Origin of the sequence: Thermoleptolyngbya sp. C42_A2020_037 (assembly GCF_015272455.1) — a bacterium.
Classification (GTDB): Bacteria; Cyanobacteriota; Cyanobacteriia; order Elainellales; family Elainellaceae; genus Thermoleptolyngbya.
In genome coordinates, this window is sequence record NZ_JACYLP010000028.1 from 81,152 (window position 1) to 98,713 (window position 17,562).

18 protein-coding genes and 1 pseudogene are annotated in these 17,562 nt (G+C 53.0%); 14 read left to right on the forward strand and 5 right to left on the reverse strand.

Going from position 1 to position 17,562, the window contains the following annotated elements:
• Positions 1–75: 75 nt before the first annotated feature.
• Both IGS16_RS08655 and IGS16_RS08660 read left to right on the forward strand, forming a co-directional pair.
• Complete coding sequence (locus IGS16_RS08655; RefSeq protein WP_297084990.1) at positions 76–522, forward strand: SRPBCC family protein; 447 nt, start codon at positions 76–78, stop codon at positions 520–522.
• 352 nt (positions 523–874) lie between these two features.
• Positions 875–1,606, forward strand: coding sequence for a response regulator transcription factor (locus IGS16_RS08660; RefSeq protein WP_297084991.1), 732 nt, complete (start codon positions 875–877; stop codon positions 1,604–1,606).
• Positions 1,607–1,700: 94 nt separating this feature from the next.
• On the opposite strand, the gene IGS16_RS08665 is transcribed toward IGS16_RS08660, so the two are convergent.
• A complete protein-coding gene (locus IGS16_RS08665; protein WP_297084992.1) occupies positions 1,701–2,111 on the reverse strand; it encodes a Mo-dependent nitrogenase C-terminal domain-containing protein in 411 nt (136 codons plus the stop codon).
• Between the two features lie 641 nt (positions 2,112–2,752).
• Here IGS16_RS08665 and menB point away from each other — a divergent pair.
• Positions 2,753–3,586: a 1,4-dihydroxy-2-naphthoyl-CoA synthase gene (menB, locus tag IGS16_RS08670; RefSeq protein WP_068510707.1), complete on the forward strand. Its 834-nt coding sequence runs from the start codon at positions 2,753–2,755 to the stop codon at positions 3,584–3,586.
• Between the two features lie 860 nt (positions 3,587–4,446).
• Positions 4,447–4,803: a DUF1815 family protein gene (locus IGS16_RS08675; protein WP_297084993.1), complete on the forward strand. Its 357-nt coding sequence runs from the start codon at positions 4,447–4,449 to the stop codon at positions 4,801–4,803.
• Positions 4,804–4,847: 44 nt separating this feature from the next.
• Here the strand turns inward: IGS16_RS08675 and IGS16_RS08680 are convergent, their stop codons facing one another.
• A complete protein-coding gene (locus IGS16_RS08680) occupies positions 4,848–5,648 on the reverse strand; it encodes an RMD1 family protein (protein ID WP_172353467.1) in 801 nt (266 codons plus the stop codon).
• Between the two features lie 454 nt (positions 5,649–6,102).
• On the opposite strand from IGS16_RS08680, the gene IGS16_RS08685 reads away from it, so the two are divergent.
• The 5 genes and pseudogenes from IGS16_RS08685 (at position 6,103) to IGS16_RS08700 (ending at position 12,522) form a co-directional block, all read left to right on the forward strand.
• Positions 6,103–7,647: a serine hydrolase gene (locus tag IGS16_RS08685; protein WP_297084994.1), complete on the forward strand. Its 1,545-nt coding sequence runs from the start codon at positions 6,103–6,105 to the stop codon at positions 7,645–7,647.
• A gap of 231 nt (positions 7,648–7,878) precedes the next feature.
• Positions 7,879–8,340, forward strand: a complete 462-nt coding sequence (locus tag IGS16_RS08690; protein ID WP_297084995.1) for a tRNA (cytidine(34)-2'-O)-methyltransferase — start codon at positions 7,879–7,881, stop codon at positions 8,338–8,340.
• Positions 8,341–9,829: 1,489 nt separating this feature from the next.
• Positions 9,830–9,958: pseudogene (locus tag IGS16_RS22335) on the forward strand (LysM domain-containing protein); the annotation flags it as partial.
• Between the two features lie 165 nt (positions 9,959–10,123).
• Positions 10,124–11,974: a peptidoglycan DD-metalloendopeptidase family protein gene (locus tag IGS16_RS08695; protein ID WP_297084996.1), complete on the forward strand. Its 1,851-nt coding sequence runs from the start codon at positions 10,124–10,126 to the stop codon at positions 11,972–11,974.
• A 296-nt stretch (positions 11,975–12,270) separates the two neighbouring features.
• Positions 12,271–12,522 (forward strand): hypothetical protein, encoded by a 252-nt coding sequence (locus IGS16_RS08700; protein WP_068510696.1) that lies wholly within the window; start codon positions 12,271–12,273, stop codon positions 12,520–12,522.
• 150 nt (positions 12,523–12,672) lie between these two features.
• Here IGS16_RS08700 and IGS16_RS08705 read toward each other — a convergent pair whose 3' ends face one another.
• The 3 genes from IGS16_RS08705 to IGS16_RS08715 form a co-directional block, all read right to left on the reverse strand.
• Positions 12,673–12,978, reverse strand: coding sequence for a DUF2973 domain-containing protein (locus IGS16_RS08705; RefSeq protein WP_297084997.1), 306 nt, complete (start codon positions 12,976–12,978; stop codon positions 12,673–12,675).
• A gap of 224 nt (positions 12,979–13,202) precedes the next feature.
• Positions 13,203–13,538 (reverse strand): DUF2605 domain-containing protein, encoded by a 336-nt coding sequence (locus IGS16_RS08710; RefSeq protein WP_297080548.1) that lies wholly within the window; start codon positions 13,536–13,538, stop codon positions 13,203–13,205.
• A gap of 164 nt (positions 13,539–13,702) precedes the next feature.
• Entirely contained in the window at positions 13,703–14,260 is a 558-nt protein-coding gene (locus tag IGS16_RS08715; RefSeq protein WP_297084998.1) for a DUF2854 domain-containing protein, read from the reverse strand.
• A 125-nt stretch (positions 14,261–14,385) separates the two neighbouring features.
• Here IGS16_RS08715 and IGS16_RS08720 point away from each other — a divergent pair, with 125 nt between their 5' ends.
• The 5 genes from IGS16_RS08720 (at position 14,386) to IGS16_RS08740 (ending at position 17,343) form a co-directional block, all read left to right on the forward strand.
• Positions 14,386–14,568: a hypothetical protein gene (locus IGS16_RS08720; protein WP_172358720.1), complete on the forward strand. Its 183-nt coding sequence runs from the start codon at positions 14,386–14,388 to the stop codon at positions 14,566–14,568.
• 101 nt (positions 14,569–14,669) lie between these two features.
• Entirely contained in the window at positions 14,670–14,993 is a 324-nt protein-coding gene (locus IGS16_RS08725; RefSeq protein ID WP_297084999.1) for a 2Fe-2S iron-sulfur cluster-binding protein, read from the forward strand.
• A gap of 57 nt (positions 14,994–15,050) precedes the next feature.
• The gene (locus IGS16_RS08730; RefSeq protein WP_297085000.1) at positions 15,051–15,251 is read left to right on the forward strand and encodes a hypothetical protein; all 201 of its coding nucleotides are present in this window, start codon (positions 15,051–15,053) and stop codon (positions 15,249–15,251) included.
• A gap of 142 nt (positions 15,252–15,393) precedes the next feature.
• Positions 15,394–16,038, forward strand: coding sequence for a bifunctional phosphoribosyl-AMP cyclohydrolase/phosphoribosyl-ATP diphosphatase HisIE (hisIE, locus tag IGS16_RS08735; RefSeq protein WP_297085050.1), 645 nt, complete (start codon positions 15,394–15,396; stop codon positions 16,036–16,038).
• 258 nt (positions 16,039–16,296) lie between these two features.
• A complete protein-coding gene (locus IGS16_RS08740) occupies positions 16,297–17,343 on the forward strand; it encodes a hemerythrin domain-containing protein (RefSeq protein WP_367185759.1) in 1,047 nt (348 codons plus the stop codon).
• Positions 17,344–17,562 lie beyond the last annotated feature (219 nt).

A 17,562-nucleotide genomic window follows, 5' to 3' on the forward strand; every position in this document is an offset into this window, starting at 1 on the left:
TCCTTCCCTCTTCCCCGGAAACTTTGTAGAGTAAAGCAGTAGCCCCAACCGATCGCAGTTTCTCATTCTCCCATCATGGCCGACTGGTTAGATCACACCGTTCAAGTCGAAGTCGAAGCGCCCATCGAGCGGGTGTGGGGACTCTGGTCTGACCTAGAGCAAATGCCCAAGTGGATGAAGTGGATCGATTCAGTGACGATTCAGCCCGATAACCCCGACCTATCGCGCTGGAAGCTGGCCTCTAGTGGATTCGAGTTTAGCTGGCAGTCCCGTATCACCAAGCTGGTGCAACACCAGATCATGCAGTGGGAATCGGTGGACGGACTGCCCAACCGGGGCGCAATCCGGTTTTACGATCGGGGCGATCGCAGCGTGGTAAAGCTCACGGTGTCCTACGCGATCCCCGGTATTTTGGGCAAAGTGATGGACAATCTTTTTCTGGGTCGCCTGGTGGAATCGACGCTGCAAGCCGATCTCAACCGATTCCGCGACTACGCGCTACGGGCGGAGTTGTTGGGCTAATCGAAAAAATCTCTGGCGACAGGCGAATACAAGGATTTCGGCGCAAAATCCGCGACGCAAGGTTAGTTCATAAGGACAGAAGGCAGATAGAGGGCGATCGCCTAAGGTCTGAGCAATACCCGCTCTGGTTCTTCAACCCACTCTTACCAGACCATCTCTTGCCTTAGCTCGCAGGCTCCTGATTCAGCCTCCAGCCAGGAGGGTGCATTTTGGGCAGAAAAAATTTAGAATTTCTCGTATATTCTGTTTAAGTTCTACAAATGTTTGAACGGCTCTGTAGCTTTTGTTATTAATCCGTTATAAAAACAATAGATTCCATAGAATTTCTAAACGTTAAACCCAGTTTTTAATGATGCCTCGGATACTTGTAATCGACGACGACGTTTCCATCTCAGAGCTAGTAGCCGTCAATCTAGAAATGGCTGGATATGACGTGAGCCAGGCCGCAGACGGGGTCAAAGGCCAGGCGTTGGCACTGCAACTGCTGCCCGACCTGATCATGCTCGACCTGATGTTGCCCAAAGTAGACGGCTTTACCGTGTGCCAGCGGCTCCGGCGAGACGAGCGCACAGCCGACATTCCTGTGCTCATGCTCACCGCCCTCAGCCAGACCCAGGACAAGGTGGAAGGTTTCAATGCAGGCGCAGACGACTACCTCACCAAGCCCTTTGAGGTAGAGGAAATGCTGGCGAGAGTCCGCGCCCTCCTTCGCCGCACTGACCGCATTCCCCAGGCGGCAAAGCATACGGAAATCCTGAACTATGGCCCGCTGACGCTGGTGCCAGAGCGGTTAGAAGCAATCTGGTTTGACCAGACCGTGAAGCTAACGCATTTGGAATTCGAGCTACTGCACTGCCTGCTGCAACGGCATGGGCAGACGGTTTCCCCCAGCGAAATCCTGAAGGAAGTCTGGGGTTACGATCCCGACGACGATATTGAGACGATTCGGGTTCATGTGCGGCATCTACGAACCAAGCTAGAGCCTGATCCCCGCCATCCGCGCTATATCAAAACGGTTTACGGCGCAGGCTACTGCCTGGAGCTTCCGGCAACAGCCGCCTCCGCAGAGTCGGTAGAACCATAGCATCACTCTGCTTGATCCCACGCCGCAGGTCCATAAAGCGCTGGAACCATACTTTGACACTTTTGGGACACTGCTAACTCGATTCGGATGCTGGTTAGCAATAAGGCGTTACGTCCACCCCGCATTCATCTGCCAGGTAGCACATTGCCCGAAACCGAAGCGCTACAACCTCTTCATAGACGGGATTGAGCTTGCACAGCGGCGGAATCCGGAGAATCGTTTTTCCAAAGACCCGCACCTCTCGCTCGAAGGGACACCGGGCGGGGATCGCCTGACAAATCCGATGGGCTTGGGCTTCGCTTGAAATTTCAGTGTTGTTGAGCCATTGGCGTAGGGGTTGCAATGGCCCACACTGGGGACGCAGCGACGGTGAGACGAATGCTGTTCTGTAGAGGGTAGTTGGTGGCTCGGTGGCTGGATGGAACTGACTGGTTGCAGCGTCGTTAGGAAGCCATGTCCAGCTAGAGAGCGCCAGATCCGGGGTTCTGTAATGAGACCAATTCATGTCAATACCTCGCCCTGCAATGGAGGGATGTGACGGTGAGAGAAGGACTTTGCGCTAAGTTTGCGTTAGTCCGGTAAGTAAACCGCGAGAAGGCAGCAAAAGTAGCGGATAAGAAATGTTAACCTTTTCTACAAGCTGTAGAGAGCCGCTACTGCAACCAACCTAACGCTTTATTGATGAAGTTGGGGTAGTGCTGTAGACATTGCAGTGTGAATAATTTACGAGCTTTCTAAGCTACGGCTAGAGGTTGATGGGCACACTGCGATCGCCCTCTGCTGCTCTGCCCTCAGATTGCCCCCTGCCTAATCGAAGGATTCGCGTAGGATTACGGAATTCTGGCAACAATGCGATCGCCCTACTGAGGAATTTACGTGCTTTGTAGGCCGTAAAAATGAAAAACGAAGAGGGAAGAGAGAAAAACGAAGAACGAAGAGCGAAGAGCGAAAATTGTAAGGGGGTAAGGGGGTTCTGGGGTGGGGTGGGGCTGGGATTGGTAAACTGCGGGATCGCGCAACGTGGTAGGCTCGTAGGGCGATCGCCCACCCATGTTTCTTGCACGGTTGCCTGCTTTCTCTTGACTTTCCTGTGCTGGCGTTCTCGCTAACTTACCCACTCACTTTTTTCTGGCATCGATCCCTACCATGCACGCGGACTGGCAGACTGCAAAAAGCTACGAAGATATCCTCTATCACAAGGCAGATGGCATCGCCAAAATCACGATCAACCGCCCCCACAAGCGCAATGCCTTTCGTCCGGAGACGGTTGCCGAACTGTACGATGCCTTTAGCAATGCCCGCGAAGATCCCCGGATTGGGGTGGTGCTGTTGACCGGAGCGGGCCCCCATACGGACGGGAAATATGCCTTTTGCGCGGGCGGGGATCAGAGCGTGCGCGGTCAGGGCGGCTATTTAGATCAAGGCGGCACGCCCCGGCTGAACGTACTGGACTTGCAGCGACTGATCCGCACGATGCCTAAGGTGGTGATTGCGCTAGTGGCAGGCTATGCGATTGGGGGCGGTCATGTCCTTCATGTTGTTTGCGACCTCACCATTGCCGCAGACAACGCCATTTTTGGGCAAACTGGGCCCAAGGTTGGCAGTTTTGACGGGGGCTTTGGTGCTAGCTATCTGGCCCGCATTGTTGGACAAAAGAAAGCGAGAGAAATCTGGTACCTCTGCCGCCAGTACACCGCCCAGCAAGCCCTCGATATGGGACTCGTCAACTGTGTTGTGCCTGTGGAGCAGTTGGAAGCCGAGGGGATCGCTTGGGCGCAGGAGATTCTGGAGAAAAGCCCAATCGCCATCCGCTGCCTGAAGTCTGCTTTCAATGCCGATTGTGATGGACAGGCGGGGCTGCAAGAGCTAGCAGGCAACGCAACGCTGCTCTATTACATGACAGAAGAAGGTAGCGAGGGCAAGCAGGCGTTTCTGGAAAAGCGATCGCCCGATTTTCGTCAATATCCCTGGCTGCCCTGAGAGCAAACGCTGGAGCCATTTGGGCGATCGCTCGAACATGGGGATCACACCAACAGCTTTCATCATCGAATCCTGATTAAACTTCCCACCTTAAAGATCCCGAACTAGAATGTGTTTGGGAGCGACGCTTTGAAGAGTAAAGTCACATAGTCCAACAGGATTTAACAAACAGGATTCAACAAGCAGAATTCAACAGAACTGATTGGACGAGTTCTTGGCAGAATCGCAAGCGCTACAAATACAGGCGCTACAAGGCCCTCGCTCCAATCTGGCTCAAAGTCTGACCCATTGAAAGGTTGAGCGGACTGCGTCCTACTTTCTTACTACTTGGGTTGTGGAGTCTTATTTGCCAGGCGGGATGCTTTACGAAGTTGGGGTAAAGATGTGGTTGTGAGCGGTGCAGGCTTACGGAATCCGATGGAACTAGGCTGTAGACAGCAGTAGAGTGGGTCGCTGAAATCGAATTAGGTTGCTCTCCTCTTGCATAAGCCGGCTGACCAAGGGATATAGGGGATATCGGTTAGGACTGTTCAGGGGTATCTGCGGCGATCAGATTGAGAGAGCATACTTTTTCACCGAGGGTTGTTTGATCATCCATAGAAATTTACTGATGATCGCGCCGAATGTCACCGGAGATACCTATGAGACTTTGGAACTAAGCTAGCGTCCTAAAAGTCAGGCAAGTCGGGATTTTCAGCTTCGCTGCATACTTCTGCCATAAACTCCTTTTTCGTAAGAATGTTTTAATATTCAGGGCGAGACGGTCGTATCTCGAATAGCTACAAATACTTAAAAGAAGGTTACGACAATCTAGAATAGTTGAATGTGATGTTATAGAGTGTGGTGATTGGAGGTCGAAGATGTTTTTGCGACTCGCAGAACAGCACCGTCGGTTTGTTCATGACCTGGTAATGAATCTCCAGGCACTAGCTATTGTATTGGAGCGCCAAGGTTACCTTGCGTCTTGCTATACCTGCGGTGGTCAGATGAACAGCGCGTCCTTTATGGTGAGTCTGGGTGAGAACCACCTGATCCGCTTTTTGGTGTCAGACTATGGCATTACCTGGACAGAGATGCGCGACGATCGCGAACTAATGAAGCTTGAAGGCGCGGAGGCAGTTAGCCAGCTTCAAGAATTGGCGAATCTCGCAAAGTTCCAGATTAAGCCGTCGGACGGGCATGTTTCGCTAGCGCGGGTTTCGGGTGGAGCAGCCTGAGATTGTTTTTGAGTTTCTTGGCTATAAATTTCTGAGCCATGCGCTCAAGCCTTGACGAAGATATCGTAGAACGATAGCAAGATTTCCACTACGATCAGTACAACGACGTACCACTCTACGCGAAGGCCGCTGTTGTGCTGAAGCAAATCTAGTACGGTTTCTGCTGTACTGGAAATCAGTCCTAGCTTGCGTTCTAGAGCTTGATGACGATCGCGAATTTCATACTCATTTTCTAAGCGGGCGTAGAGTCGCTCCAGTTCGGGTGCTTCCCAAAGCAGGTCAGGTTTGTCGATAATTTCGACCCGACCCACGATTTTATGCTGAATGGATAACGTCCGTCCGAGCTGCCGCAGGAGTTCTTTGCCCCAGCGCTCATTTTTGGTGGTGCGCTGTAGCCCCGCCGCGAAGGGTTCGATTTGGTCAAAGACGCTGGCTGTGCCCAGTTCGTAATGTGCCAGCACCACGCTCTTAGCCAGCACATCGGCTACCACTTGCAGCGACTCTACGCTAAATTCTTGCAGCGAGATAATGCCATTTTCCACCTGCCCCGCTCGCGACGGCTCGATCCGGAGGGTCGCTTCCTCGGTTTCAGGCTTGCTGAACGGCTCCTGCACTAAGGGTTTCAAGTTATTTAAAAAAGTGGCCTCCTCAATGGGGTCTAACCCGAATAGCACCACTGCACCATATTTAAAGAGAACCACGCAGCCATCGCTTCCAGCGGCGATCGCCAGGGGCTGCCGTCCGAGCGGCGTTGTCGCTTCTAGGGTTCGCAAGTCGAGGCGCTCTCCAAGAAAAATTGCGCGTCCTTTAACTGCGTCTTTGTCAGGAAATAGTAATTTTTGCATGGGGTGAATTTCAATAGGCTTGTCTTTCTAAACCAGCGCAAGCCGCTACTCACCTTCTTGCGGTCGCATGATTAAAAACCAGAAACGGCTCTGTCCAAAGCATTGTCTCTCTGGAGGGCAGTGGGTTGCTGGGCTGATCATGCCTGAAAACTAGGGGTGCAATTCCTTGCTGAACCAAAGCGGCTGCACAGCAGAGCGTCTCTAATTCTGAGGGAAGCCCGCTGTCTGAGCGCTGAAACTTTATCTTAAACGATCTAAATCCTCGTCGTTTGACGAGGATTGCGCGGATCTGTCTTGTCTAGTCAGTTTTCCCTAAAATTCGGTGCAACGGATGAAACGGGGTTCGTTATAGTTAGCTGTAAGGTCAGAAATCGCGTGACGCAAGTCGAAAATTTCCTGGAGGTATGCCCTTATGCTGGGTTCTGGTAAACCATCCCGCTCGTCCCGACGCCGCATGAAACGGCGATCTGGGCAGGGTGGAACTCAGCCTTTGGGGTCTGTGCCGCCGGCCGCAGGCAGTCGATCGCAATCGGGCGATCGCTCGGCTACGAATCAGGCTCCTCGGTCAGGACATGCACTGGCGCGATCGCCCCGTCCTATCTCCCCCCGCGCCTCCTATTCGGCCCAGCCACCGCTGAACTTACGCAACGTCCTGGATCATTCAGAGCGATCGCCTGCTGCGGGCAACGGTCGCCGATCGCCTGAACGGTCGAATCCGCCATCTCTGGCGCTGATCCAACCCCAGCCTCGCTCACTTTCTCCGAACGGGAATCGGTCTGATTCGGCAAGACGAGACGCTCGTCCGGTGGCGCTGGCTCCCAGACCCGTGGGGCGATCGCGCTCGACTCCCCGCCGGAGCCGCGCCTACCCCCCAGCCCCCACTTCGCCACTGCTCTATGCGACTCGCCTGATCATTCTGGGCGTGGGGATTGGGGCAATCGTGGGCACCAGCCTTTCTGTCTGGAATCCGACAATCCGGGCCCAAGACACCACAGCCGCCAGCCTGGCCGCCAGTCCCACCCCCGCCCCCAGCCCCGCGCCAACTCCTGGCTTTCGCGGCGACCTTGTGCCGGCCAATCCGTCTTCTGCGATTATGAAGCTGCGTCTCGGGCAGCCGATTGCGCCGCTCACGACCACACTACAATCGCTTGTAGCTCAGTCCGGGCTGTCGGCTGGCGTGTTTGTGGTGGATTTGGACACCGGTGACTATGTGGACTTGAACGGCAGCACCGTGTATCCAGCCGCTAGCACGATCAAAACTCCCATCCTGGTTGCCTTTTTGCAAGATGTCGATCGGCAGCGGGTGCGGCTGGATGAGTCTCTGACCTTGCAAACGATTGATATCACAGACGGCTCCGGTGAAATTCAGTTTATGGAAGTGGGCAGCCAGCTTAGCGCCCTGGATACCGCGACCAAAATGATCACCATTAGCGACAACACGGCCACAAACATGGTGATTCACAAGCTGGGCGGACTGACCGCACTCAATAGCCGATTTCGCGATTGGGGCATGAGCCACACCGTATTGAATAATCTCCTGGCAGATTTGCAGGGTACGAACACCACCAGTGCCCGCGATTTGTCGCTGCTGCTGACAGCCGTGAGTCAGGGAGATTTGCTGTCGCTGCGATCGCGCGATCGCCTGATCGACATCATGCGCTCCACGGTAAACAACAACCTCTTGGCAGCAACCCTCGGGCCGGACGCAAAAATCGCCCATAAAACTGGCAACATCGATAGCCTGTCAGGCGATAGCGGGATTGTAGATATGCCCAACGGCAAGCGCTACGTGATTACCGCCTTGGTACAGCGGGCGGGCGATGCTGGATCGGCGGCACAGCTCATCCAGCAAATTTCTCAGGCAACCTACCAATACTTTGCTCAGCCCCCTGCCGTGGCTGTCCCGCCCAATGTGCCGGATTCTACGGCTAATCCCGCTACCGCGCCTTCGGGCCAGGATTCTAGCGCCTCTGATCCTGCACGGCAGCCCACTCTCTAGTGACTCAGCCAGCAGGGTGGTGGAAAAAAGCAGGTATCCTGCACTTCATCTATCCATTGCTGACCGATCATTAGAAGAATCTATACATTCCTGCTCTGTGATCGCCCGTGTGAGTTAGCTTCGGACCGACGCACGCCCCCCACTGCGATGCATTGGATCTCGCACGGCTCAGATCTCCAATTGCTGCTGACCGAAAGACCTATCGGGCGATCGCCAACTTCCGCTTTCCCTATGCCCAGCGTTGTTCTCGTTAATCCCCAGATTCCTCCAAACACGGGCAATATTGCCCGCACCTGCGCCGCCACCTGTACACCGCTCCATCTGGTCGGCCCCTTGGGCTTTGAAATTAGCGATCGCTATCTCAGGCGGGCGGGGCTGGATTACTGGAAATACGTAGACTTCTACTATCATCCTGACCTGCAAACATTCCAGCGCTCCCATGCCCAGCAGGGAGGACGCTGGATCGGCTTCAGCACTTCAGGGTTATGTAGCTATACAAAGTTTCAGTATCGAGATGACGATTGGCTGTTGTTTGGCTGTGAAACGACAGGTCTACCGGCTGACGTATTAGCTGCCTGCCACACTGTCGTCAAAATTCCGATGGCTCAACCCGGTGTTCGCAGCCTCAATCTCTCAGTCAGCACTGCTTTGGGGCTTTTCGAGGCGCGTCGTCAGCTTGGGCTTTTAGACTAGCCCCGCCACAAAGCTGGCTCAGGAACAGCCTGATTCTCCTGTTCCTCAGGAAAACGCTCACTCCATATCTATATATATATGAAACGGAACTTCCTCAGGCGAGTAATTTTCTACAGAAAATTTTATTACAGACGGAGTGGGCTTAGAGTAAGTGCCCAGGCTTTTCGTTCCTGAACGCTAAATTTGGGCAGAATTGGGGCGATATAGGGGCAATATCGGGGCGACCTGAGGGCAATATGGGGGCGATCGCCCTTGAATCCCAGCGCCTGAAATCTCACCCCACTGAGAAATTCTTGAGAACTCGCTCTGCTGCGAACTATCTTCCCAACACTGATGATCAGATTGCCCTAATCCAGCCCGAAAAAAACAGGTCAATCCGAATCAAGCGCTTAGTTTGAAGGATACACAATAGAAGTCAGTAACCTGGAATACGAAAGAATGGGGGCTACCATAAGAAATCCCAATCTGAGAAGTGAGCCTTACAAGCCCTCCCCTAGGCTTGATTTAGCCACTCAACGAAGCTTGGCATGGGTACTAAAAACCGGAGAAAAACAGGTAGTGTTTCTCCAGTTCGTCAACCGTGAAATCCTTGGATCTTCCTCCGTAGATTTGGAAGCTCGAAAGGACAATCGGTTGAAAATTAGAAATCCTAATTACGCAAAAGTGCTCCGAGATTCTTACCAGAATCAGTGACCAAAACTCTCTTCTGGCATGGCATTTGAGCTTTTCGAACGGCATCTTGCGTGAAGATAAAAGGCCGTGATTTATTTTTCTCTTTAAGGATTAATGCAGTTACCCTGTTAACAGCTAGTCTTTTTTGAAGAACTGGTGTAAGCTCGTCGGTTGTTCTGGGAGTCAAGTAGTAAACGGTTTCGCTTAACTTGGACGTTTAGATTCCTTGACAAGGGTAGCTTAAGCACAAGGTTGTTCGAGAGTGTTGATTTTTTTGAAGACTGGTGTAAGCTTGTCTAAGCAAAAAGCTTAAGGTAATCTTACCTAGTTGTAAGGCGCGTCAGTGATTAGAACCGCCGTCGGTCTGTGACTTCGGTCACTGCATCCGTGTCAACTTGATTCCAACGACTGGTTCCCTTTGAGGACAGTTGAACGCCGCTCAACAGGAGGTTGTTCTTTGAGACGAGCATTTCCGCAGAAGGTTAAGCCTGTTTCCTGTTATTCGTCTGACTACGCGGCCGAGGCAGGGCAGCCCAAGCAGAACCCCCGAGAGGTTAGCCGCAAGGCTCGCACTTCTGCCGCCATGCTTGGGTTAGCGCTCTCGATGGGCGCTTCTAGTTTGTTGCTCCCAAGACACAGCGATCAGGCGACCGCAGCCGAACCGAACTCTGTTGAGTCCAAGGTTTCTACAGGCTTGTCGGTTCCCCAGGCCGATTCTCTGGCTTCCCCCCTTACAGAGATTGGGGCGGTCGAAGTAGCTCCCGCTGCTCCGTCAGCCTCTGTCAAGGCTTCGTCGTCATCGACGTATTCCGGGGCAATGTTCACCCACCGGGTTCGATCCGGACAGACACTTTACAAGATCGCTCGTTACTACCGGGTTCCCGCTAGAACCCTTGCCGAAGTTAACGGTCTCTCTCTGGATTCTGTGCTTCGGGTCGGGCAAGCAATTCGAGTTCCGGGTCACCGGAGAGCAGAATCGGCTAGCGTCTCAGGGGTTGCGCCTGAGCGTACTCCGCAGCCAATTCCCAGCGTAGAGCCTTCACCACTTGCAGCAGACACGCCTGCTTCATCTTCAGTAGGCGTTTTGGCTGAGCAGCCAGCGCCATCCGAGGTGGCAGCTATTTCGGAGGAAATTCGCACCTCAGACCGTCCCCTCCGCTACGCTAGCCTCGAAAACCTCCGCCAGCGCCGAGAGCGTTTGCGTAGCGTGTTGACTAGCCAACAATTGCAGTCCGCAGCGGAACCGTCTAGCTTGTCTCAGGATGACACCACTCCTTCTGTCCGTATTCAGGGCAATGACCAAAGCAGCGCTCTAGGGGCAGATGAAAAGCAATTGGTTTCGCCTCCTTCATCCAATGGACTAGCCGCTTCGGGTTATGTTGAGCGGAGTTTGACGGCGGTGTTGCCTGCTGGCGGTAGTGTCCTGTATCGCGTTAAGCCGGGGGATACCTTGGGGGCGATCGCCCTTGCCTACGACGTTCCTCAAAGGGTCTTGGTTGCAGCGAACGGTTTGGAGAACCCCCATCAACTGCAAGTTGACCAAGTTCTTGCGGTTCCATCTGGCTCTGCAACGCTTAATAGCTCTTCCTATGCCCTGAGTCAGCCTGCTGGGGAGGTGTCCCTCGGCTCCGAGCAGCCCGTGTTGCTGGCTCATCGCGTTTCCGCTGGAGAAACCATTGAGCAAATCGCGAGCGCCTACGGCGTGTCGAAAGATGCTGTTGTAGAAGCCAGCGGTCTGCAGGATCCGGATGTAATTCAGATTGGTCAGGTCATTGCAGTTCCTGCCGAGTCGTCCGAGCTAGTGTCATCGGCCCGTCGCCAGTCTTCGGTCGTGCTGCCCCCGGCTGATTCTCGTCAGGTTGGCGAGGCTTCTACGGTGTTTGAGCCGTCAGATGCGGTGCCCACGATAGCTACTGGCAGTTCTGTTCTGTTTGCGACTGAGTTTGTTGGGGTCGGGGGTGTTGCTCCTGCCCGGAGCGAAGCGGTACGTTCTGAAGTTGACAGACCCGGAACAACTGAGGTGGCGGCGGTTGTATTGCCTGCTCAAAATCCTAGCCGCACCTATGAGCATTTGCACCGACTGATCAACGATGTTGCCCCTTTGCGGTCGTCAGAGCCTTCAGAAGGGTCGAGTTTGGACAATCAGGCCAGCAAGTTCGCTCAAGACGATCAGCCCTCTGTGGTTGCAGCGCTCAACTTGAGAAGCGTTGGTTCGGCTCAAGACCTGGGCGATCGCTTTGTACCTTCTGTACCCACAGTTGAACCTGTTCTAGAGGCTCGCCCTGGAGCGACTCAGCCTGAACCTGAGGTCGTATCTGAGTTAGATGCGGGAGAGTTTGCGGTAAAACCGGGGGCCTTAGATTCCTCTAATCCTTCTGCTGGTGCTGATCCTGAGCTAGTGGCTGCTGCTCCTGCTAGCGAATCTGCTCCTGCTGCCAGCGGCGGACAGCTTGTGGCAGTTGCCCCCCTCGGATCAGAGAGCTATGAGCCTCTTCTAGAGCCGCTGGTGGGTCGCATGGTTTCTCCTGAGCTACCTGCGCTCTCTCAGATGGATGCGTTTTTGCCAGAGGGGACTTCCGTTTCAAACGGTTTCATCTGGCCAGCGCGTGGAGTTCTGACCTCTGGATTTGGCTGGCGCTGGGGACGGATGCACCGGGGAATCGACATTGCAGCACCCGTTGGCACACCCATTGTGGCGGCGGCGGCTGGAGTCGTTGAGTTTTCCGGTTGGAACTCTGGTGGCTATGGCTACATGATTGACATTCGTCATGCGGATGGCACCCGCACTCGCTATGCCCACAATAGCCGTCTACTGGTGCGCGTTGGGGATCGAGTGGATCAAGGTCAGCACATCGCGGCGATGGGTAGCACGGGCTTTAGCACTGGGCCCCACGTCCACTTCGAGATCCATGTCCCGAACCAGGGTACGGTTAATCCGATGTCTCTCCTAGCGCGTCGATAGTCGAGTTCGAGAACGGATATCCCAAAAGGTTTAAGGGGTCGCTTTTGCAGTCATTTGCGAAGCGACTCTTTTGTTTGGAATGCAGCGTTCAGAACGCTGTGGATTGGACTATGCTTGAGTGTTGAATGAGGGCTGGGCATTCGCGAGTAAGAAAGCCCATGTGCAGATCCCATCTGCCTTTGTCCCCTTAGCGATATCCGGGCGATCGCCCCATTTTCTTTTGGGCTTGGCTTTTATTTTGATGCTTTTTTAGGGAATATTGACCACAGCACCGCGACGCAGAGGATGGATTGACTATGCCCAGAACACCGAGCGAATTTGCTGTTCACCTGTTGATGGAGGGCGGACATCGAGAAGAAGTTCGTTTTTCAACGATTCAAGACTTTCAGAAATGGTACAGTGGCGAACTAGTTCCCAAAGCCACCTCGGATGACTTTATCAGCGTGCCGATCAAAAACATCCAGGGCGAGTATATGGTTGTCCGCCCCTCCAAGGTTTTGGCGCTGCGTGTCGAGCCGATTTTCTCTGGCAGCGTCGATCGATATTAAGCCGTGCAAACGAAACCAGGGCGATCCAACTCAGGTGGGCAATCGCCCTCCCTGACTTGTCTGACCCGCCTTAATCAAGACCTCAGCTAGGTGAAAGACTTGCAGACCGTCACCGTTCCTGCACTTCCAAAACAATGAGTTAAAGACTAGTTAAGCCTCTTCCTGGGGCTTTTCGGCAGGGTTGGGCGATGCGTTATATAGCGCATCAAGCTGTTCACGAGCATCTTCGACCGAGATCGACCGCATCACCAAATACGGCTCATTGATCAGGTTTCCTGCGTTGTCCAGCAGTTCTGGATGAGAGGCAGACTGAAGGCGACTGGAGCGATAGGGCTGTGTTGGGGGCGCATAAGCACGCTGCGACTCTATACCCAGCGTCATCAAGCTGCGAATCAAGTTGCTGACTGCCAGCAGCGCCAGGATCGTAAAGGCAACGACATAAAGCAGATGTAGCATAGTGCTTTCCTTCTAAATTGCGTAACCCCGCCAACCTGAACCGTTGGCATTAGTTTTGAACAGTCAGAGCAATTAACCCGTCGAGCAACTTAAGTCGAATAGTCAAATGCTTAACAAGCAGACACAAACATCTGAGGTTCTCTCATAATTGCAGGATACCGGCAGCGCTCAGACAAGTGCATTTGAACCCGTCGCCACTGCCAAGGAACCCCTCAGTGAACCACTCAAGGCTCTGAGTCTTGCGACTGAATCCGCTCCAGACGAAAACGACTCGAAACCTGCCAGCACTCCGTCACCAGCGAGTGCCAGGGAACCATGACGGCTGCCTCTACACCCACCTTCCCGTCTGTTGCCCTAAGGAGCAACTGGGCCGTTTGCACCTCTTGCTGAGCTTGCAAAACTCGCGCTAATAAATCTGCCTGTTGCTCATTGCTGAGAAACGAAATGGGCTGGGATTCTAGCAGGGTTTGCGATCGCTCAAACCAATACTGAAAGTCTTCTAACAAAGGCTCTAACAGGGTTTTCAGCAAATCGGGTTCCGGTGTACTCGAACCAGACATAAAGGGTTAACTGAATATAACTTTATCCTGTAATCTTAACGTGATTTACGTTTCGCAACAATTTTTGACACATAAAGTCAGACCCGCCCGATCGAATTTACAACCGGACGGGGCTTGTTTGCGCTTAGGTCAGGGGATTAGCTTTGGGGGATTAACCCGGAAGGCTAAGCCTGGGCTGCTCCAGTCGAAATTAGCGCTACGTCAATGTAATCTTCACCGGGCTGGCTGATCTCGACGCGCAGCCCTGGACCGAAAAATCGCTCAATCTTTTCCCGCTTGCTGTTCCATTTTTCCAGCGAAATATATTCAGACTCAAATTCCAGAACGAGTGCATAGGCTCCGTCTCGATCTTCTTCCCGCAGGGCGACCAGCACCGGGCGCTCATCGTCCGTCGGCTCCAGCCCCAGGCTCTCTAGCGAACTGTCGAGATGCGCTGACTGCCCGTAGCGATAGCGAGTCACGTCCTTGCGAATCTGATGCTGGGTTTCAGTTGCTTGCTGATCTCGCAGCGCCAAGGCAGCAGCCGAAGGCGGCTGAGAGTATGGAACTGGGGTCAACTCGGAAATTTTCAGCGCCAGCCCGCCCAACAGCAGGGGGATGCCGTAGAAAAACCCTACTAGATTGAGCGTGGCGCTGCTGGAGAAATAAGCAATGAAGCCTACCACGGTGAGCAAACCGCCCACGACCAGTCCAACCGTCCCTAGCGAAATACGTCCAAGCATAGCCACCACAGATGAAAGGGTTGTTAACAATTATTCAACATTGTTGGAACGGTTTGATAGGATGAAGCTTGTGTCTAGCTGAACGAAAGTTGTTTAGGAGTTTATTGAGGAGTTTATTTCCCATGCTGGATGCTCAAGTTTTGCGCGATCGCCTCAAGTTTCTGATGAGCAAGCGCGACTCACTCGTGCGCCTGCTAGAGCAGCCAGATTTGGGGACGCTGCGGATCGATGTTAACCAAGCGCTAGAAGAGCTAGACGACCTGATTGATGAGTTTAAGCGCACCTTTCCCGACGCTGAACTGAGCTAGGGCTAGTTTCCAAGCTTCGGCTTTTAACACGTCAGCCCACTTAGCGCATCTTTCAAGAACCCATTCCTCCTATCTGTTCTAACGTTACGCACGACTGCATCATGACCGACACTTATAGGGTTGAAATTCTTCACCAGGGAAACTCCCACACGATTACGGTTTCAGCAGATGAAACCGTGCTGGCCGCTGCTGTTGCTGCCGGATTGGATCTGCCGTCCTCTTGTAACGCAGGAGTCTGTACGACCTGCGCCGCGCAACTGCTATCGGGCACTGTGGAACAGGGCGATGGTATGGGCATTAGCCCAGAACTGCAAGCTCAGGGGTTTGCGCTGCTCTGTGTTGCCTATCCGCGATCGGACTTGAAACTGGAGACGGAGAAGGAAGATACGGTATATGAATTGCAGTTTGGTCAGTTCCAAAAATAGGGATTGAGCATCGGCATCAGAAACCGAGAGTCAGGATTTAGCGGACTGGGACTGGCAATGAGGCTGGAGTTGGTGACGGTCGAAGTTCATCTGGGCGGCGAGTTGGGCGAGTTGCAGACGGCGATCGCCCAAGCACTGCTGGCCTACGGTGAGCCGCTGCGGTGGGCGGTGACGCGGGTGGAAGGCGATTCGCGAAGCAATCCCTACGGGAATCGCCAGCTCGCCCACGTCGAGGCGGTTGTAATTGTCCCATCATGACTTTATAAATCCTTTTAGTTAGATAGCTTAGACAGAATTTTCAACAGAATTTGCGACAGGGATTGATCGATCACAACCATTGATTTACAAGCATCGATCAATTACCAATTAACACAAATTGACGCACGACGGGGTGGCGGTCATGATTGGGCAACAGGCGCAGGACTCTCCAATTCCTTTAGATCAGATCCGCTATAACGAGGCGGGGCTGGTGCCAGCCATTGTGCAGGACTATCTAGATGGCACGGTGCTGATGATGGCGTGGATGAACCGCGAATCGCTGCAAAAAACTATCGAAACGGGCGAAACTTGGTTTTGGAGTCGTTCTCGCGCCGAGTTGTGGCACAAAGGCGCAACCTCTGGGCATCTACAACACGTCAAGGCGCTGCGATATGACTGCGACAGCGATGCGCTGCTGGTGAGCGTGGAACAGGTGGGCGACGTTGCCTGCCATACCGGGGAACGCAGTTGTTTTCATCAAATCGACGGGGCGATCGCCCCTCCACCTGCTGATACGCTGTCGCAGGTGTTTGAGGTGATTTGCGATCGCCGCGATCATCCCAACCCAGACTCTTACACTTGCAAGCTGTTGGCGGGTGGGGACAACAAAATTCTCAAAAAGATTGGCGAGGAGGCCGCTGAAGTGGTGATGGCCTGCAAAGATGACGACCCAGGGGCGATCGCTGGAGAAGTAGCCGACCTGTTCTACCATACGCTGGTTGCCCTGGCCCATCATAAGGTAGATCTGCGAGCGGTGTATCAAAAATTGCAGGAGCGCCGTCGATAGTTCGCACAATAAAACGACTTTTGATTAGGTAAGCCTTGTTAGATTTGGCAAAGGCTTATTCTGTGGTTCAAAGGATTAAAAAGTAGTTGATCGGGTTTCCTCAGAAATTTGAAATTATTGGGCACAATTGACACATTGAACTCAAAAACACGGAAGAAATAGCCTGATTCTGCTGAATGTTTCTAATGAAAGAGGCACGTCCCGTTTGCAAGTGACATCCTGAAAGAGTTCGCTGAAAGCTTTGAAGGAGACACTCAAATGGTCATGTCGTCAGACGATCAAAAACGAGTTGCGATCGCCGAGAAATTGGCAGATATGAAGGCAGTTCAGAAGCTTCTGATTGCCAATGAGCAAAAACTTTTATCCGCCACGGGAGAGCCTGAAATTCGCGATCGCCTGCAAAAAATGCTGGACGACGATCGGAAGAATATTGAGATCATCGACACCGTGATGGTGCAATACGGTGTTCAGGCTAGGCCCACATCTACGACTCAGAAATTGCTGCAAGATGCGGAGCATTGGGTTAATGACTCAAACCTGAGTTTGTATGAGAAGACTTTTCAGCATGAGCTGCTCAAGCATAAGCAGGTGATGACCGGTTTGCTAATCCACAAAGCAGCTCAAGTGGTGGGTGCAGATGTAGATGCGGCGATCACGCCGTTAAACACGGTGAACTTTGAAAACCGCGCTCATCAAGAGCAGCTCAAAGGTGTTTTGGAAGTGTTGGGCGTGCGCGAGATGACCGGTCAAGAACCGAAGCAAGGGCTATGGGCAAGGGTTCAAGATGCGATCGCTGCGCTCAGCGGCGTGACAGGCAGTGCGGCTTCTCAGGCTGGGGTCGAAATGTCTATTCAAGACCTGATTCGGATGGATCATCAAAAGGTGGATACACTCTTCAAAGAGATCGAGAAAACGGACGATCCTCGCAAGATTGAGGAATACTTTGGGCAGCTTCACAAAGACTTGACCGTTCATGCTGAGGCCGAAGAAGCAGTCGTATATCCTGCGGTTCGCCCATTCTATGGAGCAGACACAGAAGAACTGTATCAAGAGCAGGCAGAAATGCGAACCATGCTGTCTTCTCTGCGGCTGCTCAACCCAGGATCGCCCAACTTCAATGCGGATCTGAAAACGCTCAAAGATGCGGTAAAAGATCACGTCCGGCAGGAAGAAAGCACCATGTTTGCTGCGATTCGGAATAACCTCAGCGATGAGGAAAACCTGGCTCTGGCACAGCGCTTCCAGGCAGAAAAGCAGCAAATTCAAACGCGCAGCGCTGACAGCGGCACGAACTTCCAGCGATAAGTTTTGACAAGCCCACTGACAGGTTTACTAACACGAAGCCGAATTGACCCAGCAGGCTTGCAACGCTGCAATCAAGTGGAGGGTTGTAGGGGCGATCGCCTCTACAACCATTTCTTCAAAATTTGAAGCAATTCTTTGGAGCCATTTTCAAAAGCTTATTTCTTTACAGTTTTTTCTCCTTGCTTCTCTACAAGACTGTCCCGAAATTAAAGGAGTTTC

Excerpts from the sequence above, each read along its gene's own strand:
- IGS16_RS08655 (WP_297084990.1), top strand. The coding sequence starts at position 76 with ATGGCCGACTGGTTAGATCACACCGTTCAAGTCGAAGTCGAAGCGCCC.
- IGS16_RS08660 (WP_297084991.1), top strand. The coding sequence starts at position 875 with ATGCCTCGGATACTTGTAATCGACGACGACGTTTCCATCTCAGAGCTA.
- IGS16_RS08665 (WP_297084992.1), bottom strand. The coding sequence starts at position 2,111 with ATGAATTGGTCTCATTACAGAACCCCGGATCTGGCGCTCTCTAGCTGG.
- menB (WP_068510707.1), top strand. The coding sequence starts at position 2,753 with ATGCACGCGGACTGGCAGACTGCAAAAAGCTACGAAGATATCCTCTAT.
- IGS16_RS08675 (WP_297084993.1), top strand. The coding sequence starts at position 4,447 with ATGTTTTTGCGACTCGCAGAACAGCACCGTCGGTTTGTTCATGACCTG.
- IGS16_RS08680 (WP_172353467.1), bottom strand. The coding sequence starts at position 5,648 with ATGCAAAAATTACTATTTCCTGACAAAGACGCAGTTAAAGGACGCGCA.
- IGS16_RS08685 (WP_297084994.1), top strand. The coding sequence starts at position 6,103 with ATGAAACGGCGATCTGGGCAGGGTGGAACTCAGCCTTTGGGGTCTGTG.
- IGS16_RS08690 (WP_297084995.1), top strand. The coding sequence starts at position 7,879 with ATGCCCAGCGTTGTTCTCGTTAATCCCCAGATTCCTCCAAACACGGGC.
- IGS16_RS08700 (WP_068510696.1), top strand. The coding sequence starts at position 12,271 with ATGCCCAGAACACCGAGCGAATTTGCTGTTCACCTGTTGATGGAGGGC.
- IGS16_RS08705 (WP_297084997.1), bottom strand. The coding sequence starts at position 12,978 with ATGCTACATCTGCTTTATGTCGTTGCCTTTACGATCCTGGCGCTGCTG.
- IGS16_RS08710 (WP_297080548.1), bottom strand. The coding sequence starts at position 13,538 with ATGTCTGGTTCGAGTACACCGGAACCCGATTTGCTGAAAACCCTGTTA.
- IGS16_RS08715 (WP_297084998.1), bottom strand. The coding sequence starts at position 14,260 with ATGCTTGGACGTATTTCGCTAGGGACGGTTGGACTGGTCGTGGGCGGT.
- IGS16_RS08725 (WP_297084999.1), top strand. The coding sequence starts at position 14,670 with ATGACCGACACTTATAGGGTTGAAATTCTTCACCAGGGAAACTCCCAC.
- IGS16_RS08730 (WP_297085000.1), top strand. The coding sequence starts at position 15,051 with ATGAGGCTGGAGTTGGTGACGGTCGAAGTTCATCTGGGCGGCGAGTTG.
- hisIE (WP_297085050.1), top strand. The coding sequence starts at position 15,394 with ATGATTGGGCAACAGGCGCAGGACTCTCCAATTCCTTTAGATCAGATC.
- IGS16_RS08740 (WP_367185759.1), top strand. The coding sequence starts at position 16,297 with ATGGTCATGTCGTCAGACGATCAAAAACGAGTTGCGATCGCCGAGAAA.